Raw genomic sequence first — 24,647 nt, 5'->3', positions numbered from 1 at the left:
ATATATTAATAATCTCAAATGATACTTTAAAAATATGAATATCGAGCTGCGTCATCTTCGCTACTTTGTCGCCGTCGCTGAGGAACTTCATTTTGGCCGCGCGGCGGCAAGGCTGAATATCTCTCAGCCGCCGCTCAGCCAGCAGATTCAGATCCTTGAACAGCAGGTGGGGGCGCGTCTTCTGGCCCGCACTAACCGCAGCGTGAGCCTGACGGCAGCGGGAAAACAGTTTCTGGCCGACAGCCGCCAAATCCTGAGCATGGTCGACGACGCCGCCGCGCGGGCGGAACGGCTCTATCTCGGGGAAGCCGGAGAGCTGCGGATCGGGTTTACTTCGTCCGCGCCGTTTATCAGCGCCGTATCGCAGACGCTTTCGACATTCCGCCGTCATTTTCCGGATGTGCATATTCAGACGCGCGAAATTAATACCCGCGAGCAGATTGCGCCGCTGAATGAGGGGGCGCTCGATCTGGGATTAATGCGTAATACCCAGCTGCCGGACACGCTGGCGTGGGAGGTGATCCTGCGTGAACCGCTGATGGCGATGATCCCGCAGGATCACCCGCTGGCAACGCGTCCGACAGTTTCGCTGGCAGAACTGGCAAAAGAGCCGTTTGTCTTTTTTGACCCGCAGGTCGGAACGGGACTGTATGACGATATTCTGGGGCTGATGCGCCGCTACGATCTTGCCCCGGTCATCACCCAGGAGGTCGGGGAAGCGATGACCATTATCGGTCTGGTTGCCGCCGGGCTGGGCGTGTCGATACTCCCGGCCTCCTTTAAGCGGGTACAATTGCGTGAAATGCGCTGGGTTACCATCACCGAAGAGGATGCCGTTTCGGAGATGTGGCTGGTGTGGTCAAAACATCGTGAACAGAGTCATGCTGCGCAGCGCTTTAAACAACAGTTAATTCGCGCATCTGCCGTCTGATATTTTGCATGAAAAACGGGTAAAATTGTGCGGTAAATCACATGGCTAAGTAAATATTTGACGGCAACCATGGAAGTGCTTCACCATAGCCAAAAGTTTATTTCGAAGCTCGAAAATAAGGGAGTACGAGGTGGTTGCTGATAGTCAGCCAGGGCATATCGATCAGATTAAGCAGACCAACGCTGGCGCGGTGTATCGCCTGATTGATCAGCTTGGTCCGGTTTCGCGTATCGATCTTTCGCGCCTGGCACAACTGGCACCTGCCAGTATCACCAAGATTGTCCGCGAAATGCTGGAAGCGCACCTGGTCCAGGAGACGGAAATTCAGGAGCCGGGCAGCCGTGGCCGTCCGGCGGTCGGGCTGGTGGTTGAGACGGAAGCCTGGCACTACCTGTCACTGCGCATCAGCCGCGGGGAGATCTTCCTGGCACTGCGCGATCTCAGCAGCAAGCTGGTGGTGGAAGACCAGCTCGAACTGCCGCTCAACGCCGAGGAACCGCTTCTCGATGCGATTGTCTCCCATATCGATCGCTTTTTTATCCGCCATCAGCAACGGCTTGAACGCCTAACGGCGATTGCCATCACCATGCCCGGCATTATTGATACCGAAAATGGTATTGTTCACCGCATGCCGTTTTACGACGATGTTAAAGAGATGCCCCTGGGCGAAGTGCTGGAAAACCATACCGGCGTGCCGGTCTATATTCAGCACGACATCAGCGCCTGGACGATGGCGGAAGCGCTGTTCGGCGCGTCGCGCGGTGCGCGGGATGTCATTCAGGTGGTCATCGATCACAACGTCGGCGCGGGGGTGATTACCGATGGACGTCTTCTCCACGCCGGAAGCAGCAGCCTGGTTGAAATCGGCCATACCCAGGTCGACCCGTACGGTAAGCGCTGCTACTGCGGGAACCATGGCTGTCTGGAGACCATTGCCAGCGTGGAAAGCGTGCTGGAGCTGGCGCAGGTGAGGCTCAGCCAGTCCATGAGCTCCTCGCTGCACGGCCAACCCCTGACGGTGGATTCACTCTGCGCCGCCGCGCGCCAGGGGGACCTGCTGGCGAAGGACATTATTACCGGGGTGGGAAATAACGTAGGCCGCATTCTGGCGATTATGGTGAATCTCTTCAATCCCCAGAAAATCCTGATTGGCTCACCGTTGAGCCAGGCGGCGGAGATCCTTTTCCCGGCGATTACGGCCTGTATTCAGCAGCAGTCGCTACCCGCCTACAGCAGGAATATTGCCGTGGAAAGTACTCAGTTTTCCAATCAGGGCACAATGGCAGGTGCGGCGCTGGTCAAAGATGCCATGTACAACGGCTCGCTGCTTATCCGCCTGTTACAGGGTTAACTCTTTTCCGCAGATGTAAGAAAAATTGCGCTATCTCAAGCCGGGTAGCGCACGCATCCCGTAGACTTCCTCCACTGAATTATTTACCTGGTTGATATTTTCGAAGCATACCCAAGAGGTGGAGTGAGTCATGCTTAAGCGTTTCTTTGTTACTGGTACAGATACCTCTGTCGGCAAGACCGTTGTATCCCGCGCATTGCTGCAGGCTCTGGCAGCAAGCGGTAAACGCGTCGCAGGGTACAAACCGGTCGCAAAAGGCAGTAAAGAGACGCCAGAGGGATTGCGTAATAAAGACGCCCTGGTGCTGCAAAGCGTCTCGTCGCTGGAACTGCCTTACCACGCGGTCAATCCCATTGCGTTAAGCGAAGATGAAAGCAGCGTGGCGCACAGCGGCCTGATTAATTATCCCCTGTTATCCGACGGCCTGGCGAACCTGAGCGAGAAGGTTGATCACGTCGTCGTCGAAGGGACGGGGGGCTGGCGTAGCCTGATGAATGATTTGCGCCCGCTGTCTGAATGGGTCGTGCAGGAACAGCTGCCGGTGGTGATGGTAGTGGGTATCCAGGAAGGGTGCATCAACCACGCGCTGCTGACGGCGCAGGCGATTGTCAATGACGGCCTGCCGCTGGTTGGCTGGGTGGCAAACCGCATTAATCCGGGCCTGGCGCACTACGCGGAGATCATCGACGTGCTGAGCACCAAACTGCCTGGCCCGCTGGTGGGCGAGCTGCCTTATCTGCCTCGCGCCGAGCAGCGTGAGCTAGCGCAGTACATCGATCTCTCTGCCCTCGGTAGCGTGTTGACCGTAGATCGAGTCGTGGCGTAACGTCCGCGACAGTACGGACGCCATCACGCAGGCGACCAGTAAACCGGGCAGTAAAACATACTGCCCGGTCATTTCACAGACCATCAGCGCCGACATAATGGGCGCATGCGTGGTCGCAGCGAGCAGCGTTGCCATTCCCGCCAGCCCCAGCAGAATCGCCGTCTCTGAACCCGGCAACCACAGCGCGAACAGCTGCGCGAACAGCATCCCCGTTGCCATACCGACAAACAGCGTGGGCGTAAACACCCCGCCCGGCGCCCCCGAACCGCTGCTTGCCAGCACCGCCAGTAATTTACAGATAAACACCCCGGCAACCACCGACAGCAGCGGCGGCGCGAGCAGAAAAGCCTGAACCACGCTGTAGCCGTTCCCCCACACCTTTGGCGTCAGAAGTGACAGCAGGCCGACGATCAAGCCGCCGAGCGCCAGCTGCCACGGCGGCGAAAGCTTAAGACGCAGGAAAAGCCCGTGGCTGAACGCCATCAGCCACATCAGCAGCGGCCCGCAGAGACCTGCCACCAGCCCCATCGCGACCAGCAGGGCATAATCCGCCGCGGTGAGGATGCCACTCAGATGGACCTCGTAGAGCGTACCGGCACCGGGTGCCAGAAGCTGCGTGGTAAGAAGTGCCACCACCGCCGCGATAACCACCGGGCCGAGCGAGGCCAGCATCAGCGTGCCAAACAGAATCTCAGCAATGAACAGGCTTCCGGCTAAGGGGGCGTGGTAGGCGCTGGCCATCCCGGCGGCGGCACCACAGGCGATCCATAATTTCCATTCGGATTTGGGCGTAAAGCGCCGGGCGAAAAAGGAGGCGGCGAGGGCGGCAAGCAGGATCATCGCCCCTTCGCGGCCGATGGCGCTTCCGCTGGCAACGACCAGCAGCGACGCAAGGGATTTCACAAGGCTGGCGCCGTAGTCAAACTGGCCGTCACCGGTCTCCAGCGCTTCCATATAATCGGTCGGCGCGTGGGGACGCTGGGCGTTCAGGCGCTGCCATCCCCAGAGCAGCAAACCGGCAGCCAGCCCACCCAGCGCTGGCGTTAGCGCGCGTCGCCAGGGTGAGAGCGACGCGGCGGCATTCACCAGGCTGCCGCTGTCGTTGCTGAGAAGCAGCCACTCCAGCAGGTACATGCTGTGACGGAATACCGCAACGGCCAGCGCGGCCAGCACGCCGGTAACGGTGGCAATCAGCAGTCGGCGAAACATCGCGCGGATGTCGGGATAAGCGTGAAGACGTTGCATGGGTCGCGATTAAACGGGGTCGATACGATATTGTGGCGGGAAATCGCGGGGTTAGCAAAAGGTATGCGTGCGAAAAAGCCGGGCGATGCCCGGCAGGAAAGATTAACTCTCGCTATGAATATTCAGCGCCCGGCGCGTACGCCCTGAGCTCAGGTACTCAGCAATATAGTCCTGAGAAATCTCGCCGTTGTAGCGCCCGTCCTCGTCCACGATCGGCATCCAACTGGTGTTGCTCTCATACAGACGGGAAAGCACCACGCGCAGGTTGTCCTCGGCCTTGCCGGTCATGCGGAACGGATGCAGAATGTCGGCGCAGGTACCGCTGGCGTTGCGGGCTTCGCGACGCTTCACAAAGCCCAGTGGCTTGCCGTGCTCGTCAACCACGGTAATTGCGCGAATATCGTTATCGTCCATGGTGGCAAACGCGTCAGGAAGCGGAGTAGATCCCCGCACCGTAATGGTTGGCTGCTGGTCGGTGACGTCGCCTGCGGAAACCAGCAGCAGGCGCTTCAGCGTGCGGTCCTGACCAACAAACGAGCCGACAAACTCATTCGCCGGTTTCGCCAGCAATTCGTCAGGGCTGGCGCACTGGACGATTTTTCCCTGACGGAACACCGCAATACGGTCGCCGAGCTTCAGGGCTTCGTCGATGTCGTGACTCACCAGCATGACGGTTTTCTTCAGCTTACGCTGCATCTCCAGGAACTGGTTCTGGATCACCTCGCGGTTGATCGGGTCAACCGCGCCGAAGGGTTCATCCATCAGCAGTACGGGAGGATCCGCCGCCAGGGCGCGGATGACGCCGATACGCTGCTGCTGGCCGCCGGACATCTCGCGGGGGTAGCGGTGGAGGAACTTGTGCGGATCCATTGCCACCATGTCCATCAGCTCTTCGGCGCGGGTTTTGCAGCGCGCTTTATCCCAGCCCAGCATGCGCGGCACGACGGTGATGTTCTCTTCAATGGTCATGTTCGGGAACAGGCCAATCTGCTGGATCACATAGCCAATGTTGCGGCGCAGGGTTACGGTGTCCATCCCGCTGGTGTCCTCGCCGTTAATCAGGATGTTCCCGCTGCTTGGGGTGATGAGGCGGTTAATCATCTTCAGGGTGGTGGTCTTCCCGCAGCCGGACGGGCCGAGCAGGACGCACATTTCCCCTTCAGGCACGTTCAGGTTGACGTTGTCGACGGCCTTAAACGTCTGGCCGTGTTTCTGTGAAAATTGTTTGGTGAGGTTTTCCAGTTTTATCATTATCGAATCCCCTTTGGAGTCAGAACCACCTGCAGACGGTGCAGCAGCCAGTCGAGCACAATCGCTAAAAGACATATCATCAGCGCGCCCGCAATCAGCATACGAATATCGCTTCCGCCGATGCCGTTAAGCAGCAGCAGGCCAAGCCCGCCCGCGCCAATCACGGCGGCGATTGCCATCACGCCGATGTTCATCACCACCGCAGTGCGGATCCCGCCGAAAATCACCGGCAGCGCCATCGGAATTTCGACCCAGCGCAGACGCTGCCAGAAGGTCATGCCGATGCCGCGTCCGGCTTCGCGCAGGCCCGGCGGCAGGCTGTCGAGCGCGGTATGGGTGTTACGCACAATCGGCAGCAGCGAGTAGAGAAACACCGCCGTGATCGCGGGCAGGGCACCAATACCCTGACCGATCAGTGAAAACAGCGGGATCATCAGGCCAAACAGGGCGATGGACGGAATGGTCAGTACGATGGTGGCTATCCCCAGCACCGGCGTCGCCAGCCACTTGTGGCGCACAATCAAAATGCCCAGCGGGACGCCGATGATAATCGCTAAGCCCACGGCCAGCGCCACCAGCCACAGATGCTGCAGCGTCAGGGTTAACAAGTAATCCCAGTTGTCCAGAATGTAGTGAATCGTCTCCATAGCGCCTCCTACAGCAGCTGCTTGCTACGCAGAAAATCGCGGGCGACCTGCTGCGGTGACTGATGGTCGATATCCACCTTCTTGTTCATTTCGGTGATAACGTCGTTGTTAAGCTGGGCGGAGAGGGTGTTGAGCGCCTCTTCCAGGCCGGGGTTGGCCTCCAGCGTGTCCTTACGCACCACCGGCGTCACCGCGTAGCTCGGGAAGAAGCCTTTGTCGTCCTCCAGCACCTTCAGGTCGAAGCCCTTCACCCGCCCGTCGGTGGTGTACACCAGCCCGGCATCGACGAAGCCGTCGCGCACCGCGTTATAGACCAGGCCTGGGTCCATCTGGCGAATTTGCGGGCGATCCAGTTCCATGTTGTACGCCGCCTGCAGCGGCTTCATGCCGTCGCTGCGTCCGGCAAACTCCAGGTCTAAGCCCAGCAGCCAGTTTTTGTCCGGGTTGGTTTTACGGATCTGCTCAATTTTCGCCACCATCTCCGACATGGTGTTGATATGCTCCGCCTCGGCTCGCTTGCGCTGCATGGCGAAAGCATAGGTGTTGTTCATGTCGGCGGACTTGAGCCACACCAGACCGTGCTTCGCGTCGAGTCGCTTCACCGTCTCGTATGATTCCTGCGGCGACATGCGCTTGTTGATGTGGTTGAAGATGATCAGCGACGTGCCGGTGTACTCCCAGGTCATATCAATCTGCTTGTTGATCATCGCGTTGCGGGAGATCACCGTGGCGATATTGGTTTTTGGCTGAACCTGGAAACCTTTCTTTTGCAGGTACTGTACGGTCATCGCCGAAAGAATGTGCTGTTCGGTAAAGCTTTTGGTTGCCAGAATCAGCGGGGCTGACATCGCCTGGCCGGTGAACAGCGCGGCGGCACAGAGTGCCGTCAGGCTGGAAAACAGTCTCATAAGAGCTCCTTGTTATTGTTATCGAGCGAGATGGGGGCTCATCACGCGACCCAGTGCCGCCAGCAGGGTGTCGAGGATCAGGGCGAACAGGGCGGTGGCCGCCGCGCCGAGGATCAGGGTAGGGAAATCGTTCAGATAAATGCCCGGGAAAATCAGTTCGCCGTAGCTGCTGGCGCCAATCAGGAACGCCAGCGGTGCGGTACCGACGTTAATGGCGGTGGCGATGCGGATCCCTGAAAGCATGACCGGCCAGGCACTGGGCAGCTCAACCTGACGCAGGCGCTGCCATTTGGTCATCCCAATGCCGTTTGCCGCTTCCAGTAACGACGCGGGAACCGAGCACAGCCCGGCGTAGGTATTGCGCACAATCGGCAGCAGCGAGGCGAGGAACAGGGCGATGATGGCGGGCGTATCGCCGATACCAATCACCACCATCGCCAGCGCCAGAACGGCCAGCGGCGGTAGAGTGTTGCCAACGTTGAAGATTTGCATCACGTATTCGGCGACGCCCCGTGCGGCCGGGCGGCTCAGCAGAATACCGGCCGGAATACCCACCAGCAGGGCAAAAAACATCGACGAGAAAACCAGAATCATGTGCTGTTGCCCGAGATAGACCAGGTCAACCTGGCGCGCCTTGATGGTCTCAAGCCCGATCCCCCAGACGAGGAGGGCGAGGACCACGATGATAGCGCCGACAAACAGCAGCGAACGTTTGAGTAATGGGTGCATTGCGGTGTGTCTCCCTGTGCGCATGCGTTATAGCAACCATCGGTTGCCTGTTGTTATGCCATGTTTCGGCAGGGGTATCTCACCTATAGCAAGCGTTTGGGAAGGGTTCCAGCGAAGGGGGAAAATCAGTAACCCCATGAAACTAGTGACAACCTAAGGTCAGGCCTTATGGCGTAAGGCCTGATTATGGGACAGGCAGAATAGTCCTAAAGTATGTTTCATAAAGTGACGGTGTCACGTTTATTAATATCTCGTCACACCCACAAGCAATCATTATCTGTTTAGCAGAGGACGAACGCGGCGTACACGCACTGAGATGTTTATTATGGACGCCGTCGCGACTACGGCAAGCATCAACCCGAGCGCCAGCATGGCGTTAAACCCAACCCACCTGAACAGCAGCAGTCCCGCGATACCGCCCGTCATAAACGAGAACAGGGTGGTTAAATGGGTTTTCAGCTGACTTTTTTGCGCCGCCGTATCTTTGGAGTAATCCCTGCGCAGCATCGCCACCAGTACGGAGGCCAGGGATATCCCCGCGTCCGTCAGCGTGCCGGTTATGTGCGTCGATCTCACCCGTCCGCCGGAAAGCTGCGTGGAGGTGGAGTTGTGAATGCCCATCAGACCGCAGAGAAAAAGAATAATTTCGCGGTTGCTGGTGAGGGCATGAAAATACATTTCGTAAAACGAGACGCCGGTCAACAATATCCCCTCGACAAACAGGATCTGGCAAAAAACCAGCCTGACGTTATGGATAATGCCCCATATTACAATCATGCGGGCAAGAATAGCGCCTGCGACAAAGGAGAGAATAATTGAGCCGAAGAAAATAATATCGCTCAGGTCGGTGGAGGAGACTTCGCTGGATAATTGTGAGGTGTTACCGGTCATATGTGAGGGAAAAAAACCAAACGCCCCGAGAGCGATGGCATTCAGCAAACCTGCCGAGGTCGCCAGCCAGAGAGCAAGCTGGCGATCCTCCTGGTGCGTTCGTTCTTTCTTGAGTCTAATCAGCAAGAATACCTCCGGGTTGAGCTTTGCCTGAATAGTCAGGCTAGCAAAGCGGTGCAACGGGCTGTCCAGGATATGGCTTAATTATTATTCCCTCTGACGCGTTTAAGGGTTTAGTAATTAAATAAAATATCCTTGCTCAAGATGCGGATGTGAATAATGAAAACCTTGCCGTTATTTCCGTTCCCTTTAACCCCGCCGCGCTATCGGTGGAGACGTGAAAGCATAAACGTCAGCACAGCTGCACTGAGGAGCAATATTCCACTTAGGGCAAACGTGCTCTGCCAGCCGAGATGATCGAACGCCACACCGCCCATCGTTGAACCGAGCGCAATGGCGAGCTGGATCACCGCGACCATCAACCCGCCACCAGCTTCGGCATCTTCAGGCAGCGTTCGCGCGATCCATGTCCACCATCCCGTGGGCGCCGCCGTCGCCAGCAGTCCCCAGAAGCCTAAGAGCAGGGGAACGATCCAGATGCTGTGTCCGGTCAGAAGCAACGCGCCTGCAATCGCGGCCATCAACAGGGGGATCGCCATTAACGTCAGGTAAAACGCCGCGTTAAGAACCAGGGCGACGAGCAGGGTGCCAACGAAACCGGCAATCCCGATGGCGAGCAAAATCATCGATAACCCGGAGCCGCTAACCTGCGTGACGGTCTCAAGAAACGGACGCACATAGGTAAACAGCGCAAACTGTCCCATAAAGAACAGGCCGCAGGCCGCCAGACCGACGGAAACCGCAGGGCGGCGGAATAGCCGAAAGACGCTTCCCCGCGATGCACCGTTTTTATTTCCTTTCATATCCGGCAGGCTAAACCACTGCCAGAAGAAAGCCGCTATCGCCAGGGGCACCAGACAAAAAAAGGCGCCGCGCCAGCCAAGGGTGGCACCCAGGTAGCTGCCAAGAGGGGCGGCCACCACCGTTGCCAGCGCGTTACCGCCATTGAAAATGGCAAGCGCGCGAGCGACCTGATGTTGCGGCACAAGGCGAATGGCCGTTGCGGCAGACAGGGACCAGAACCCGCCGATAGCAATGCCGATCAGGGCACGACCGAGCATATACATCAGAAAGTTCGGGGCGAAACCAATAATGATCCCCGAGAGCGCCATCAGTAGGGTCATTCCCAGCAGAAGGTATTTACGATTTATATTCCCGGCAAGCTGTGCAAGGGAGAGGCTGGTCAGGACCGCCAGCGCGCCAGATATGGCAATCCCCTGGCCGGCAAGCCCCTCCGTAACGCTTAAATCTCTGGCAAGCGGGGTGAGCAGACTTACGGGCATAAATTCCGAGGCAATCAGAACGAATACGCAGAGTGTCATGGCAAAAATGCCGCCCCAGTGCGCGTGTTCCTCATTTTGCGAGGTGGTGTGGTTTAATATGGACATAGTCAGATTTCGCGAAGAGCCGCCCGGTGAAAACGGGCGGCAGAGGAGTTTATTTCAGGCTGGTTTTAAAGAACTGCTCAAACTGTGCAAAAGGGATCTTCCCGGCAACGTTGTCGTAAAGATCGACATGATTTGCGCCTGGAACAATCACCAGCTCTTTATGCTTGCTGCCGACTGCTTTAAACGCATCTTCAGCAAAATAGCGGGAGTGCGCTTTCTCACCGGTTACAATAAGCGTTGGGATAGTAATTTCCCCGGCATAGCTCAGCAGTGGCATGTTCATAAACGATAGCGGCATGGTCGCTGTCCATGCACCAGTGGAGTTAACGGAGCGGACATGGAAGCCGCGTGGCATGCGGTAGTAGTCGTAGAACTCTTTCAGAACCGGATGCGGATCCGCGGGCAAGGTCTCCGGCAGAATACGTTCAGCCGCCGTTACCTTGCCGTTATCATCGACATAAATGTCATGGCCGCCATGCGCGAAGGTACCGTTCTCTGCATCTTTCCAGCGCTGTTCGTTCAAATACTGCAGAACGGCACGGCGGTCAGCTGTTGAATAGCGATCTTTACCGTCGCCCACGCCGTGACCCATCGCCCGGCTCATATCATACATTACGCTGGTGGCGACCGCTTTTACGCGCGTATCCATGGATGCTGCATTCAGTGCCATGCCGCCCCAGCCGCAGATGCCGAGAATACCGATGCGGTTACGGTCGACTTCACTCTGCAGTCCCAGGAAATCCACTGCCGCGCTAAAGTCTTCGGTGTTGATGTCCGGCGAGGCGACGTTACGCGGCTCGCCGCCACTTTCGCCCGTATAGGATGGATCGAACGCCAGGGTAACAAACCCTTTTTCCGCCAGTGTCTGCGCATAGAGTCCGCTGGACTGCTCTTTGACCGCGCCAAACGGCCCGCTGACCGCAATCGCCGCCAGCTTACGGTCACCACGGTTTTTAGGAAGATAAAGATCGCCCACCAGGGTGATACCGTAACGGTTCTGGAAGGATACTTTGCGGTGGTCGACCTTATTACTTTCGGCGAAGGTTTTGTCCCATGTTGTCACCATTGAAACAGGCGCGTTTGGGTTGGTGGTTTCTGCATAACTCATTGAGGTCACTCCACTTAATGATGCGCATAGCAGCATCGCTAAAGACAATTTTTGGGTGATTGTTTTCATGAAAAGGGGCCCTGTGTTGTTGTGGTACAGGCATTATAATTAGCAGAAATAGTGCTGATTAGAGGTCAAATTCTGCTAGAATTAATACCATATTGTTATAGATTGGTTGGGCATGATGGCAAAGCGGGAAAACTATAATGAGCTGTACCTGTTTATGCAGGTTGTAAGAGAGGGGAGCTTCACGGCGGCTGCGCAAAGACTTGGGCTGGCGCAATCCGGGATCAGCCGTTCGGTACGCGAACTGGAAGAGCGGTTGGGCGTTCAGCTTCTGGTTCGCACTACCCGTAAGCTGTCGCTGACCCACGCCGGGGAGCAGCTTTATAAAACCGCCGAGCCCGCCTTCGATACGCTGGATTCAGGCCTGGCGACCCTGGCCCATTACCGCCAGACGCCGTCCGGCACGGTGCGTATTAATGCCAGCCAGCACGCTATCGACAAATGTCTCCTGCCAAAGCTCGCCATTTTTAAACAGCGTTACCCCGACATCAGGCTGGAACTGATGAATGAAAGCCGCTTCGTAGACATTATCGCCGAACGTTTCGATGCGGGTGTCCGATTGGGCCCGGAGGTGGGACAGGGTATGATCGCGGTGCGCATCACGCAGGATATGGAAATGGCTGTGGTGGGCACGCCGGAACATTTTCGGCGCTACGGTTTTCCGCAAATACCGGCAGAACTAAATGCTCATCCCTGCATTGCCTACCAGTTTGCCGATGGCAATTTATATCAGTGGGAGCTCGTACAGGACGGCAAGAAAATAACTCACTCCCCGGTAGGGCAATGGGCGCTGTCGGACAGCTATATGGAAGCTGAAGCGGCTCGTCTGGGGCTCGGTCTGGCCTATGTTCCGGTGGAACTGGTGGCTGACGATCTGGAGCGCGGCACGCTTATTCGGGTGTTGCAGCGCTATAGCCTGCGCATGGACGGGCTGTACCTCTATTATCCGCACCGTAACGTGTCGCCAGCTCTGAGGGCGGTGATTGATACGTTGAAAATTTAGATGGGGGTATTCTCTACGATAAATGAAATGAACATTGGCAAAATTCTCTATTCTCTGGTGAATGGAGAGCATGATGTGGCTTTTTACGCTTAACTAAATAGAGTACTTCATAATGATTAATGAAAAAGTTCATGCGGATCCCATCGACAAACTGGCAGCAGAGTTTGATGCGAGTGAGAACGCAAGGTACCTGTATACGAAAGAGAAATCTACCAAGCAGGTAATAAAAGATATACGAGATACCGTCTTACTCCTTAAAAGAGAAAACGATGATGATAAATTCAATAAGGAATGGAGTTCATCTATAGCACTTAACATATTAGCTTTTGTGGCGATAATGATATTTTTATTCTCTACGGGTAATCGAAGTGATTCTGATTTTATAGAGGAGTTGAAGTTGCCCGCATACATTATATCAATAATGTTATCAACGGTATGGATAGGGATTAATATTGAAAAAACGCTGGTATTCAAAGAGATTTGGAAATTTAATACGGCGAAAATTATACTTTCTTTATCGTTTACCGGATTGATTGTCTATTGTACCTCAGAGGCTTCTGCTATAATAAATGAAGTGTTTAATATCGATCCCTCATTTTTTCCTTTTACAAGAAGCTTTCTTGTTGCTTATCTTTTCTTCAAAAAAATTTCTTTTCTCGTTTATCTTCTCGCTATTGCTGGCATTGTTTGTGTTATAAATATACTGGCTTACTTTAAGTCAAAATGGGACGGAAAAAATGAGGTGGAATTTTCTTTTGGGGCACTCCTTTATATATTCTTTACATGCATGTTTAGTTACTTTGCCCTGGGGTGGGTGAGTAGTAATTTCAATGATGAAGTATTAAACAGAAAAGTATATTTATTAGCTCATCAACTAGATTTTAACAAAAAAAACGCGTGCTCAAATTTAAAAGATGGCGAAGCGAGTGTAATTTATCTGGGACCAAACTAGGATAAAGTGCTTGTAGATTTCAATAACGAAGAAATATTAACGGCGTCCAATTTCCTTGAGGGAACATACTGGTACGCAAATAACAATAAAGAATTAAAGATCTTACCATGCCTGCATTAATGCAGCTCTCTCGTTGCTGGAGAACGCTTACAGAGCAAGAACATCAAAAAAAGCCGCAAGCAGCTTTCTGCTTGCGGCGACAGGAACGATGTTAAGCTGGGCTGACAATCAGGCCGCTTTCATAGCCCTGATTTTTTTCGTGTCAGCCGCGTCGGATTCTGTTTTATCCGCTGCAGCTTGAGCGTTGAGGTCGGGAAGCTTGCTGGTACGCAGAATATGCTGCACGGTCTCTTTCTGCTCGGCGAGATACATGCCAAGATTTTCAGCCTGCGTTTCATCCATCTGCATGCCGCTTTGCAGCAGCCAGTCAGTGAACGCGTCTGCCATATCGAGCAGTTTGTCGTGAGCGTCGGCCTCTTTCTTGCTGGCAAAAGTCATTTTCTCTACACCTTTTCTTACGACAACAAATTTTGTTTCAACAGCCATCGTGCACCTCGCTATACTGTATTTATATACAGTATAGCAGCAACAGATCGACGTTGCAGCAAAATATGTATTATTAGCGTAGCTGCTGCGTTTCCGGGCCACCCATGCTCCGCCGCCATGCCCCGGGCGCCTGACCATATTGACGCTTAAAGCTGCGGTTGAAGGACTGCTGGGAGTCAAAGCCCAGCGCGATCGCCACGTTCAGAATCGGCTCGTCACTGTGGGTTAAGCGCTCCATCGATTTTTGCAGCTTCTGCGCGCGAATATACCCGGCGAGGGGATAGCCCGTATGTTCCTTGAACAGACGCTGGAGGTGCCATTTTGAATAGCCGGAGCGCCTGGCGACGGACTCAATGTCCAGACGGCTATCCAGGTTGTTGTCGATCCAGTCGAGTAGATCATGCATAAATGCGCCAGTGTTCATCTGATTACTCCCACTCAGCATAGTAAAAGTATCTTTGTCTGTTGCATTAAAAGGTGGCGCGTTTTTGAGTTAATTGCAAGTTTTATTGTTGCATTTAAATCCCTGCCTGAAACGGGTCTTTTAACATCGACTCAAATAGCACATAAAGTGCAACAATTATTCTTGCACTTAGTTAAGCGCCTTCCTACAATCGCCGCGATAGTGTATTCGCAACTGTTACAGTTTTGTGGCGATGAACGACACAAATGGCCTTAAGCCAGCTACCGGACAAAGGAAGTGGCGCGGCGTCTCCCGCAGCGTCTTGCCCGGCGGCTACAATTACCGGAATAAAAATAATGAGCCTGCAAAAAACCTGGGGTAACTATCATCTGAGCGCGCTGGGGGCGGTGTTACTCTCCCTGGTGCTCGCCGGGTGTGACGACAGCGTCGCGCAAAATGCCGCGCCGCCTGCGCCTGCCGTCAGTGCCGCTGACGTGGTGGTAAAATCCATTAGCCAGTGGGATAGTTTTAACGGTCGGATTGAAGCGGTAGAAAGCGTTCAGCTGCGCCCGCGCGTCTCCGGGTACATCGATAAAGTGAATTACACCGACGGCCAGGAAGTGAAAAAGGGCGAGGTGCTGTTCACGATAGATGACCGAACCTATCGCGCGGCGCTGGAACAGGCGCAGGCGAACCTGGCAAGAGCCAAAACGCAGGCGAGCCTGGCGCAAAGTGAGGCTAACCGTACCGATAAGCTGATTAATACTCATCTGGTCTCACGGGAAGAGTGGGAGCAGCGTCGTTCGGCTGCCGTTCAGGCGCAGGCCGACATTCGCGCCGCGCAGGCGGCGGTGGACGCCGCTCAGCTCAACCTGGACTTCACCAAAGTGACCGCGCCTATCGACGGCCGCGCCAGCCGGGCGCTGATCACCAGCGGGAACCTGGTGACTGCGGGCGACACCGCCAGCGTGCTCACCACGCTGGTTTCGCAGAAGACGGTTTACGTCTATTTCGACGTGGATGAGTCAACCTACCTTCACTACCAAAATCTGGCCCGCAGCGGGCAGGGGGCGTCCAGCCACCATACGGCGCTTCCGGTTGAGATTGGCCTTACGGGCGAGGAGGGTTATCCCCATCAGGGCAAGGTAGATTTCCTGGATAACCAGCTGACGCCGAGCACCGGTACCATCCGTATGCGCGCGCTGCTGGATAACGCGCAGCGTCAGTTCACGCCGGGGCTCTTTGCCCGCGTCCGTCTGCCGGGCAGCGCGGAGTTCAACGCCACGCTTATCGACGACAAAGCGGTGCTGACCGATCAGGATCGTAAATACGTTTATATCGTGGATAAAGAAGGGAAAGCGCAGCGCCGTGACATCACGCCCGGGCGGCTGGCCAACGGTTTACGCATCGTGCAGCAGGGTCTGAAGCCAGGCGATAAAGTCATTATCGATGGTTTACAAAAAGTGTTTATGCCGGGTATGCCGGTTAACGCCAAAACCGTTGCTATGACCGCCACCAGCGCCCTCAACTGATCCCTTGACCTGAGAATCCTACCCATGGACTTTTCCCGCTTTTTTATCGACAGGCCGATTTTTGCCGCGGTGCTGTCGATTCTGATTTTTATTACAGGATTGATCGCCATCCCGCTGCTGCCGGTGAGCGAATATCCTGACGTCGTGCCGCCAAGCGTGCAGGTGCGCGCGGAGTATCCGGGCGCCAACCCGAAAGTAATTGCCGAGACCGTGGCGACGCCGCTGGAAGAGGCGATCAACGGCGTTGAAAACATGATGTACATGAAGTCCGTCGCGGGCTCCGACGGCGTGCTGGTGACTACCGTCACCTTCCGTCCGGGTACCGATCCGGATCAGGCGCAGGTGCAGGTGCAAAACCGCGTCGCGCAGGCCGAGGCGCGTCTGCCGGAAGACGTGCGGCGTTTGGGCATCACGACACAGAAACAGTCCCCGACGCTGACTTTGGTTGTGCATCTGTTTTCGCCCAACGGTAAGTACGATTCCCTGTATATGCGCAACTACGCCACGCTAAAGGTGAAGGACGAGCTGGCGCGTCTGCCTGGGGTCGGCCAGATCCAGATTTTCGGCTCGGGTGAATACGCGATGCGCGTCTGGCTGGATCCCAACAAGGTGGCGGCGCGCGGGCTGACGGCCTCGGACGTGGTCACCGCGATGCAGGAGCAAAACGTGCAGGTGTCCGCCGGGCAGCTTGGCGCGGAGCCGCTGCCGAAAGAGAGCGACTTCCTGATCTCCATTAACGCCCAGGGCCGTCTGCATACCGAAGAAGAGTTCGGCAATATTGTCCTGAAAACGACGCAGGACGGTACGGTCGTCCGCCTGCGCGACGTGGCGCGTATCGAAATGGGGTCCGGCAGCTACGCGCTGCGTTCCCAGCTGAATAATAAGGACGCGGTCGGGATTGGTATCTTCCAGTCGCCGGGGGCGAACGCCATTGATTTGTCTAATGCGGTACGCGCCAAAATGGACGAGCTCTCCACGCGTTTCCCGGAAGATATGAAGTGGGCGGCACCTTACGATCCGACGGTTTTCGTGCGTGACTCGATCCGTGCGGTGGTGCAAACGTTGCTGGAAGCGGTGGTGCTGGTCGTGCTGGTGGTGATCCTGTTCCTGCAAACCTGGCGCGCGTCGATCATTCCGCTGATCGCGGTGCCAGTGTCGGTGGTGGGAACGTTCAGTATTCTCTACCTGCTCGGCTTCTCGCTGAATACCCTGAGCTTGTTCGGGCTGGTGCTGGCCATTGGTATCGTGGTGGACGACGCCATCGTGGTGGTGGAAAACGTCGAGCGAAATATCGAAGAGGGGCTGGCGCCGCTTGCGGCGGCGCATCAGGCGATGCGGGAAGTGTCCGGGCCGATTATCGCGATTGCACTGGTGCTGTGCGCGGTGTTTGTGCCGATGGCGTTCCTCTCCGGCGTAACCGGGCAGTTCTACAAGCAGTTTGCGGTGACGATCGCGATTTCCACGGTCATCTCCGCCATTAACTCGCTGACGCTCTCTCCGGCGCTGGCGGCACTGCTGTTAAAACCGCACGGCGCGCCGAAAGACTTCCCGACCCGGCTTATCGATCGTCTGTTCGGCTGGATTTTCCGTCCCTTTAACCGCTTTTTCCATCGCAGCTCAAACGGCTATCAGGGGCTGGTGGGCAAAACGCTTGGCCGACGCGGGGCGGTATTTGTGGTGTATCTGCTGCTGCTCTGTGCTGCAGGCGTGATGTTTAAAGCGGTTCCCGGCGGGTTTATTCCGACGCAGGATAAGCTGTACCTGATTGGCGGCGTGAAAATGCCGGAAGGTTCGTCGCTGGCGCGCACCGACGCGGTGATCCGCAAAATGAGCGAAATCGGGATGAATACCGAAGGCGTGGACTACGCGGTCGCGTTCCCGGGACTCAACGCGCTGCAGTTCACCAATACGCCGAATACCGGGACGGTGTTCTTCGGCCTGAAACCGTTCGACCAGCGTAAACACACTGCTGCGGAAATAAATGCTGAAATCAACGCGAAAATCGCGCAAATCCAGCAGGGCTTTGGCTTCTCCATTCTGCCACCGCCGATTCTGGGGCTGGGTCAGGGGTCAGGATACTCGCTGTACATCCAGGACCGCGGTGGTCTGGGCTATGGCGCGCTGCAAAACGCGGTGAACACCATGTCCGGGGCGATTATGCAGACGCCGGGAATGCACTTCCCGATCTCAACCTATCAGGCTAACGTTCCGCAGCTGGACGTGCAGGTTGACCGCGATAAGGCGAAAGCGCAGGGCGTGTCGCTGACCGATCTCTTCGGGACGCTGCAAACCTATCTGGGCTCGTCGTACGTGAATGACTTCAACCAGTTCGGGCGTACCTGGCGAGTGATGGCGCAGGCCGACGGGCAGTTCCGCGACAGCGTGGAAGATATCGCGAATCTGCGCACCCGCAATAACCAGGGCGAAATGGTACCGATTGGCAGTATGGTGAATATCAGCACCACCTACGGGCCGGACCCGGTGATTCGCTACAATGGTTACCCGGCGGCGGATTTGATTGGCGATGCCGACCCGCGCGTACTCTCGTCCACACAGGCGATGACGCAGCTGGAAGGGATGTCGAAGCAAATCCTGCCGAACGGGATGAACATTGAATGGACGGATCTGAGCTTCCAGCAGGCGACGCAGGGCAACACGGCGCTGATCGTCTTCCCGGTCGCGGTACTACTGGCGTTCCTGGTGCTGGCGGCGCTGTATGAAAGCTGGACGCTGCCGCTGGCGGTGATCCTCATCGTGCCGATGACCCTGCTCTCCGCGCTGTTTGGTGTCTGGCTGACCGGCGGCGATAATAACGTCTTCGTGCAGGTGGGGCTGGTGGTACTGATGGGGCTGGCCTGTAAAAACGCGATTCTTATCGTGGAGTTTGCCCGCGAGCTGGAAATTCAGGGCAAAGGCATTATCGAAGCCGCGCTGGAAGCGTGTCGCCTGCGTCTCCGTCCGATTGTGATGACCTCCATTGCCTTTATCGCCGGGACCATCCCGCTGATCCTCGGCCACGGGGCGGGGGCAGAAGTGCGCGGCGTCACCGGGATCACGGTCTTCTCCGGAATGCTGGGCGTGACGCTGTTTGGTCTGTTCCTGACGCCGGTCTTCTACGTCACGCTGCGTAAATTCGTGACGCGCGGCAAAGTAGAAAGAGAGGTTCTTCCCGCGTAGAACGTTGCAGATAACAAAAAACCGCCTTCACAGTGAAGGCGGTTTTTTTGCACTCAAGAAAAGTTAAAGGGCTTCTTTATATTTGGCGATAAGCTCAGGCACCGGATCGCAGCCGCTGGTATCGGCCTTTTTGACCTCTTCCAGGGCACTTGCCACGGTGTGGCGGGCTAATACCGCTAACGAAGCCTCTTCGGCTTCTTCGGAGATAGATTTGAAGTACCAGCAGGCGTTAGCGCTGACCACGCAGCGGGCCGGTACGTCAGGGCGCGACGCCCACAGTTTTTTATCTTCGATGACCGAAAGGTAGATGTCGCGCAGAGTGATCTCTTCCGCCGGGCGACCAAGATGAATTGAGCCGTTACGGCCAAGCGTCGAAACAATAATGCCGTCACGCGTCAGCGGAACCATCAATTTGCGGATGAAGCTCGGGTTGGCTTCCAGGCCGTAAGCCAGAATCGCACTCGTCGAACGTTCTCCTAGTTGCTCCGCCATCGCTACGCTGAGAACCATCTGCAAAGCTGTCGGGAAGCGGTAATCTAACATTTCTCTTTCCTGGGTTGCGGTGAATCTTGTTCTTTTTGGCACCGCAGAGGTGAATAAGCAATAAACAACAATATAACAAATACGGGAATTTTTTTGAAGCAATCTGCGGCATTTGCGATCGAACACCCTGTTCCTGTTTAGCTAAACGTGCGGTCCGGGAAGTCAACCGTCACCAGGAGGCCACCTTCCGCTGAGGTACACAGGTTTACGCTGCTGTTATGTTGCTGCGCCACCGCTTTAACGATGGCAAGCCCCAGTCCGCTCCCGCTTTGCACCTGATTAGGGTCGCGGAAAAACCGGTCGAACACGCGCTCTCGTAGTTCAACCGGAATACCAGGCCCCGCATCGGAGACGCGAAGCTGGGCTACTTTATCTGATGAGCGAACATCAACCTGAATTCGCCCGCCTTCAGGACTGTACTTCACGGCATTTTCAATCAGATTATCTATCAGCGACATCAGGCGTTCCCTGACGCCAGCGATCCAGACTTCATCCTCAGAGAAGAATTCCAGTTCAATCCTGCGCCCGGATGCCAGCGGCTCCAGCGCAGCCATCCGCTCTTGTATGAGCGTGGTTAGCGGCACGGGCTGCATATCCGTGTCAATGCGCGCTTCGCTGTGCATCATCAGCAACAGCTGGTTGACGAGACGGGCGGCCCGGCTGTTGCTGCGCACAATCCCTGCAAGCAGCTGCCGCTGGCTTTCGCTGCTCACCCAGGACTGCAGCGCCTCAACGTTGATTCGCATCGCCGCCAGCGGTGTACGCAACTCGTGCGCCGCGTCAGCAATGAAAACCCGCTCCCGTTCAGCGCTTTCACGCACTCTGGCAAGAAAATCATTAATCGCGTCCACCATCTGGCGGAGCTCCTTATGCCCAGGTACAGCTTTTAAAGGGGAGAGATCGTCTGGCGAACGTAATGAAATTTCATTAACCACCTTGCTCCAGGGGCGCATAGCAATGCGGATTGACAGCCACGCAGGAAACAGAAGAAAAGGAATGCACACCAGCAGCGGCATAATGTAGTAGCCCCGCGAGTTCAGGTAGATAAAGAAGTTCCAGCTTCCGGCAGGGGTGAAAAGGGTGACCTCCACGTTGGAGTGGGGGGATTTGAGCGTGCGGCTCGTCCAGGCGTGACCTTCACCCTGAACGCGCTGCATTTCGCCCAGTCTGGTGTTTTTTACCCCCGTAGGTGCACCCTCAGATGAGAAAATGACCTCGTTGTTTTTGCGAACGATCAGGTTAATCGACAGCTCCGGATCTTCACCGCCGCCATAGCCTTCCCGCAACGCTTTGCTGAAGGCTTCCAGGACATCATTACGATCCTGCGGGCGCTCGTCACTGAGCTCAACCAGCGTAAAAATGGTTTCGTAGGTCTTACTGCCCGTAAGTATCGGGGGGCTACGCAGGTCTTCCAATAAAATAAAGGTTAAAAAAAGACACCACAGCAGGGTAAGCAGCAGCATCTGGGCGATGATAATTCGCCGTACCAGCGTTGGACGCCTCAGTTGGTGCCAGACATTTCGCATTAATCTGTCACCTTCTGGATAGCGACGGTATCAATGACATACCCGACGCCCCGAACCGTTCGTACATAGCCGTCGCCGATTTTTCGCCGCAAATTCCCCATATGCACGTCGAGCGCATTGCTGAGATTTTCCTTTGCACCAAATATCCTCTCTTCCAGGAACCGTCGCGTAATCACGCGATCAGCGCGCAGCATTAATGTTTCAAGCAGCGCGTATTCGCTTGCCGTCAGCTCAACGTGACGCGCGCTCACCGTCACGCGCCGCGTCGGCGAGTGAAGGGACAACCCCCGAATTTCTATCGCTTCATTTTCAAAACCGTAACTGCGCCGCGCAAGGGCTCTTACTCTCGCCAGCAGTTCGGCGAGAACGAAGGGTTTGACAAGATAGTCGTCTGCGCCAGCATCCAACCCGCACAGGCGATCCTGCAGCGTGCCTCGCGCCGTCAGGATGATGACCGGGATCCCCTTAAGCTGCTGGCGCAAGCGCGTCATCAGGCTCATGCCGTCGCCGTCGGGCAGCCCCAGGTCGAGCAAAATAAGTTCCGGCACGCAGACGTCAAGCTGATGCAGCGCATCCTCTTTACGGCGAACCCATATGACATCAAATCCTTGATCTGCAAGGGCGATACGTACGCCATTGCCGAGATCCAGGTCGTCTTCGATCAGTAAAATTTTCACACTGGTAACTGTATCAACCGTGAATGAAGAACAACTTAAGAAAAAACGGTATCAGGAAATCTGCCAGGTTGACAGCGCCCGCACGTACTTCAGCGTTTCTTCATTTTCGGCTCATAAGAACCTCAGGGTGCGTATTCAGAATGAGTGCTCTGGCGTGTAAACCGCTTGCATTGCAATCATTTGAATCCAAAGGACTTCTTCAATGAGAAACATCGAACTGCGTCATACGTTTCCCTATTTACTCCCGGGCCGCAGCCTGAAAAACATCGTGCCGGGCGTCATTCTGGCGCTACTGGCCACCCCGGTACTGGCGGCAGAGCAGAAGCAGGGCAACGTGCTAACTCTGGGGGGAGGCGTGGACGTAGCGCCACGCTACTCGGGTTCGGATAAAAGCCGGGTCTCAGCAGCTCAGGTAGTGGATTATTCCATGGCAAATGGTTTCTTTATCAGCACCACGCGGGGCATTGGTTACGGAAACAACATTGGCAACCTGGATTACAACGCCGCAGTGAGCTACCGAACGGGCCGTAAAGATAAAGATGTGAGCAGCGATTCGATCAGCTCCGGCAGCGACTACCTGCGGGGGATGGGCGACATCAAAGGCTCTGCTATCATGGTGCCTGGGCTGGGATATAAGGTGACCGACTGGCTCAATCTGCAGTTGCAGGCTGAGATCCCGGTTTCAGAGAGAGACAACGGTGAAGCGGTGCATTTCGGCATTAGCAGCCCGCTCTATACGTCATCGACAAATGAGGTTACGCTGGCGCTGACCGGCAGCTGGGGCTCCGACAAGTACATGCAAACATACTATGGGGTCAATGCCACCCAGTCGGCCGCATCGGGTTTTGCCCGACATGACGCCGGGGCCGGAATTTATGCTTATTCAATGAACCTTGACAGGACCTACAGGCTCACTTCACGCTGGAGCGTCCTTACCTCCGCGGGCGTTACGCAGCTGACGGGGGATGCGGCCGACAGCCCGATCGTGCAACGTAAAACGTCCCCAACGGGAAGCCTGAAGATGACGTACAGCTTCTGATTGCGGTTTGTTTATGGATATGAGCGCGCAATAGCGACATATATAAGCCGCTCCGCTTAAGATAGCGGGGCGGTAGTTTTTAAATGATGTTTAACAGCAGTCAGAATAACGAGTTGACTGAAGTTTTATTAAGTATCGAGAGGCATCGGCCTTCGTCCGGAGCATTTGAAAGCCAGAACCTCACTTAAAAGTGTGCCAACATTTCGCGGGTAATATTAATGTCCGGAGAATAACGTGTTCGGAAAGCTATTGTTGAACTACATGCCAGGGTTACAAAATTTGCTAGCCTACGATAAAAGCTGGCTAAAAGATGATGTTAAAGCCGGGTTATCCGTTGCGGCTGTCGCGCTTCCCGTTGCTATTGCTTATGCTGAGCTGGCGGGGGTTGGGGCAATAGTAGGGCTGTATTCCTGCGTTTTACCGATGATAGCTTACGCACTGTTTGGCTCTTCACGTCAGCTTATTGTGGGTCCTGATGCCACGACCTGCGCGGTGATTGCGGCCGTCGTGTTTCCTCTTTCTGCGGGAAATCCAGAACTGCACTGGCAGCTGACGATCGTCATGACATTGATGATGGGCGGATGGTGCCTGCTGGCCAGTAAATTTCGCCTGGGCGCGCTTGCCGATCTGCTTTCTCATCCCATTCTTACAGGTTTGCTTAATGGCGTAGCCGTGACGATTATTGTCGGGCAATTAGGCAAGGTTTTGGGAATAAAGCTAGATGAAGCACAGGTTATTGAGAAAATAATGGCCTTGCCAGGCCGAATTTTAGACAGTCATCTATTAACAATAGGAATATCGCTTTTAACGTTAATTATTTTAATGGTTATCAAAACGTATCGTCGCCACTGGCCGGCACCTCTGATTGCCATTGTAATAACAACGCTACTGGTATGGGGAACATCTGCGCAACAGTACGGTATCGCTACCATTGGGGGGGACGGCTTCCAGTCTGGTTTACCTGTCGTTCACTGGGGGGCGTTCCAGCCCGGTCCCATGCGTGATTTAGTGATCCCGGCGCTGAACCTGGCTTTGGTCAGCTTTGTCAGCCTGATGCTGACCGCGCGCAGTTTCGCCGCGAAAAATGGCTATGAAATTGATGCCGATGCTGAGTTCAGAGCGCTGGGTATTGCGAACCTCATGTCTGGATTATCTCAGGGGTTTGCTATCAGTGGCGCCGATTCCCGGACCGCGGTTAATGATTCAACCGGGGGGAAAAGCCAGCTGGTTTCCGTGGTCGCAGCCTTACTCATCGGTATCGTAGTGGTATTTTTCACTCAGCCACTACGGTTTATTCCGGTATCTGCATTGGGCATTGTTCTGATGTACGCATCGTGGTCATTAATTGATTTACGTGGGCTATGGAACCTGAGGCGCAGAAATAAACAGGCATTTCGCCTGGCCTTCTTCACATTTGGCTGTGTTTTAATTATCGGCGTTATCCAGGGGATCGGCCTTGCTGTATTGCTTGGCCTGTTACAGTTCCTGCGTACCGTGTTTCGTCCCTCTGAGCACTTACTGGGCACTGACGAAAATGGGATGATTCACTCATTAGGCAATACGACCGATATTAAAATGGTCCCAGGCGTCCTGATGTATCGATTTAATTCACCGTTGACCTATTTTAATGTGGCTTATTTTAAACGTCGGGTGTTGAACTTAGTTGATGGTGCAGCATTACAGCCTAAATGGGTGATTATTGATGCAGTGGCTTGCTTCACCTATTCAGACATTAGTGTCCTGGCAACCATAAATGAGTTAAAGCGCGACCTGAAAGCTCGGCAGGTT

The 24,647-nt window shown here is 55.3% G+C and carries 22 protein-coding genes; 9 read left to right on the top strand and 13 right to left on the bottom strand.

Features of this window, described 5'->3' with window-relative positions; all coding sequences use genetic code 11:
• Nucleotides 1–34: 34 nt before the first annotated feature.
• The 3 genes from ynfL (at nucleotide 35) to bioD (ending at nucleotide 3,108) form a co-directional block, all read left to right on the top strand.
• A complete protein-coding gene (gene ynfL / locus D5066_RS00110; protein ID WP_119914689.1) occupies nucleotides 35–931 on the top strand; it encodes a multidrug efflux transcriptional activator YnfL/SxtR(Kp) in 897 nt (298 codons plus the stop codon).
• Nucleotides 932–1,061: 130 nt separating this feature from the next.
• Nucleotides 1,062–2,282, top strand: coding sequence for a sugar metabolism global transcriptional regulator Mlc (gene mlc, locus D5066_RS00105; RefSeq protein WP_119914688.1), 1,221 nt, complete (start codon nucleotides 1,062–1,064; stop codon nucleotides 2,280–2,282).
• A gap of 130 nt (nucleotides 2,283–2,412) precedes the next feature.
• The gene (gene bioD / locus D5066_RS00100) at nucleotides 2,413–3,108 is read left to right on the top strand and encodes a dethiobiotin synthase (RefSeq protein ID WP_119914687.1); all 696 of its coding nucleotides are present in this window, start codon (nucleotides 2,413–2,415) and stop codon (nucleotides 3,106–3,108) included.
• Here bioD and clcB read toward each other — a convergent pair.
• From clcB to D5066_RS00060, 8 genes are all read right to left on the bottom strand, one after another.
• Nucleotides 3,043–4,353, bottom strand: a complete 1,311-nt coding sequence (gene clcB, locus D5066_RS00095) for a voltage-gated ClC-type chloride channel ClcB (protein WP_080327257.1) — start codon at nucleotides 4,351–4,353, stop codon at nucleotides 3,043–3,045. The genes bioD and clcB overlap by 66 nt on opposite strands.
• A gap of 102 nt (nucleotides 4,354–4,455) precedes the next feature.
• The gene (osmV, locus tag D5066_RS00090; RefSeq protein ID WP_119914686.1) at nucleotides 4,456–5,604 is read right to left on the bottom strand and encodes an osmoprotectant ABC transporter ATP-binding protein OsmV; all 1,149 of its coding nucleotides are present in this window, start codon (nucleotides 5,602–5,604) and stop codon (nucleotides 4,456–4,458) included.
• On the bottom strand, nucleotides 5,604–6,251 hold the full coding sequence (gene osmW / locus D5066_RS00085; protein ID WP_006808875.1) for an osmoprotectant ABC transporter permease OsmW: 648 nt from the start codon (nucleotides 6,249–6,251) through the stop codon (nucleotides 5,604–5,606). Before osmW ends, osmV begins: the two co-directional genes overlap by 1 nt.
• Nucleotides 6,252–6,259: 8 nt before the next feature.
• On the bottom strand, nucleotides 6,260–7,159 hold the full coding sequence (gene osmX / locus D5066_RS00080; protein ID WP_119914685.1) for an osmoprotectant ABC transporter substrate-binding protein OsmX: 900 nt from the start codon (nucleotides 7,157–7,159) through the stop codon (nucleotides 6,260–6,262).
• Nucleotides 7,160–7,177: 18 nt separating this feature from the next.
• Entirely contained in the window at nucleotides 7,178–7,888 is a 711-nt protein-coding gene (gene osmY, locus D5066_RS00075) for an osmoprotectant ABC transporter permease OsmY (RefSeq protein WP_080327254.1), read from the bottom strand.
• Between the two features lie 273 nt (nucleotides 7,889–8,161).
• Nucleotides 8,162–8,905, bottom strand: a complete 744-nt coding sequence (locus D5066_RS00070) for a YoaK family protein (RefSeq protein WP_119915024.1) — start codon at nucleotides 8,903–8,905, stop codon at nucleotides 8,162–8,164.
• Between the two features lie 197 nt (nucleotides 8,906–9,102).
• A complete protein-coding gene (locus D5066_RS00065; protein ID WP_119914684.1) occupies nucleotides 9,103–10,287 on the bottom strand; it encodes an MFS transporter in 1,185 nt (394 codons plus the stop codon).
• A 49-nt stretch (nucleotides 10,288–10,336) separates the two neighbouring features.
• Nucleotides 10,337–11,464 (bottom strand): alpha/beta hydrolase, encoded by a 1,128-nt coding sequence (locus D5066_RS00060; protein WP_119914683.1) that lies wholly within the window; start codon nucleotides 11,462–11,464, stop codon nucleotides 10,337–10,339.
• Between the two features lie 115 nt (nucleotides 11,465–11,579).
• On the opposite strand from D5066_RS00060, the gene D5066_RS00055 reads away from it, so the two are divergent.
• Complete coding sequence (locus D5066_RS00055; RefSeq protein WP_119915023.1) at nucleotides 11,580–12,464, top strand: LysR family transcriptional regulator; 885 nt, start codon at nucleotides 11,580–11,582, stop codon at nucleotides 12,462–12,464.
• Nucleotides 12,465–12,576: 112 nt separating this feature from the next.
• On the top strand, nucleotides 12,577–13,416 hold the full coding sequence (locus D5066_RS00050; RefSeq protein WP_119914682.1) for a hypothetical protein: 840 nt from the start codon (nucleotides 12,577–12,579) through the stop codon (nucleotides 13,414–13,416).
• Between the two features lie 228 nt (nucleotides 13,417–13,644).
• Here D5066_RS00050 and D5066_RS00045 read toward each other — a convergent pair whose 3' ends face one another.
• A complete protein-coding gene (locus D5066_RS00045; RefSeq protein WP_119914681.1) occupies nucleotides 13,645–13,962 on the bottom strand; it encodes a YebG family protein in 318 nt (105 codons plus the stop codon).
• Nucleotides 13,963–14,035: 73 nt separating this feature from the next.
• Complete coding sequence (locus D5066_RS00040) at nucleotides 14,036–14,386, bottom strand: helix-turn-helix domain-containing protein (RefSeq protein WP_119914680.1); 351 nt, start codon at nucleotides 14,384–14,386, stop codon at nucleotides 14,036–14,038.
• Nucleotides 14,387–14,721: 335 nt separating this feature from the next.
• Between D5066_RS00040 and oqxA the strand changes: the two genes are divergently transcribed.
• Both oqxA and oqxB read left to right on the top strand, forming a co-directional pair.
• The gene (gene oqxA, locus D5066_RS00035) at nucleotides 14,722–15,897 is read left to right on the top strand and encodes a multidrug efflux RND transporter periplasmic adaptor subunit OqxA (protein WP_080327249.1); all 1,176 of its coding nucleotides are present in this window, start codon (nucleotides 14,722–14,724) and stop codon (nucleotides 15,895–15,897) included.
• A 24-nt stretch (nucleotides 15,898–15,921) separates the two neighbouring features.
• Nucleotides 15,922–19,074 (top strand): multidrug efflux RND transporter permease subunit OqxB, encoded by a 3,153-nt coding sequence (gene oqxB / locus D5066_RS00030; protein ID WP_119914679.1) that lies wholly within the window; start codon nucleotides 15,922–15,924, stop codon nucleotides 19,072–19,074.
• 63 nt (nucleotides 19,075–19,137) lie between these two features.
• Here oqxB and oqxR read toward each other — a convergent pair whose 3' ends face one another.
• The 3 genes from oqxR to D5066_RS00015 all read right to left on the bottom strand — a co-directional run bounded on the left by oqxR (nucleotide 19,138) and on the right by D5066_RS00015 (nucleotide 21,820).
• On the bottom strand, nucleotides 19,138–19,617 hold the full coding sequence (gene oqxR, locus D5066_RS00025; RefSeq protein ID WP_080327247.1) for an efflux pump transcriptional repressor OqxR: 480 nt from the start codon (nucleotides 19,615–19,617) through the stop codon (nucleotides 19,138–19,140).
• Between the two features lie 137 nt (nucleotides 19,618–19,754).
• Complete coding sequence (locus D5066_RS00020) at nucleotides 19,755–21,143, bottom strand: sensor histidine kinase (RefSeq protein ID WP_119914678.1); 1,389 nt, start codon at nucleotides 21,141–21,143, stop codon at nucleotides 19,755–19,757.
• Entirely contained in the window at nucleotides 21,143–21,820 is a 678-nt protein-coding gene (locus tag D5066_RS00015; protein ID WP_119914677.1) for a response regulator, read from the bottom strand. Before D5066_RS00015 ends, D5066_RS00020 begins: the two co-directional genes overlap by 1 nt.
• Nucleotides 21,821–22,022: 202 nt before the next feature.
• On the opposite strand from D5066_RS00015, the gene D5066_RS00010 reads away from it, so the two are divergent.
• Together D5066_RS00010 and D5066_RS00005 are read left to right on the top strand one after the other, a co-directional pair.
• Nucleotides 22,023–22,859: a MipA/OmpV family protein gene (locus D5066_RS00010; protein ID WP_119914676.1), complete on the top strand. Its 837-nt coding sequence runs from the start codon at nucleotides 22,023–22,025 to the stop codon at nucleotides 22,857–22,859.
• 234 nt (nucleotides 22,860–23,093) lie between these two features.
• On the top strand, nucleotides 23,094–24,647 hold a 1,554-nt coding region (locus tag D5066_RS00005), incomplete at its 3' end, for a SulP family inorganic anion transporter (protein WP_133300897.1).

Source organism: Enterobacter chuandaensis (genome assembly GCF_003594915.1).
GTDB classification, from domain to species: domain Bacteria; phylum Pseudomonadota; class Gammaproteobacteria; order Enterobacterales; family Enterobacteriaceae; genus Enterobacter; species Enterobacter chuandaensis.
Note: the sequence above shows the minus strand (reverse complement) of the source record. Positions and strands in the feature narration are given on the sequence as shown.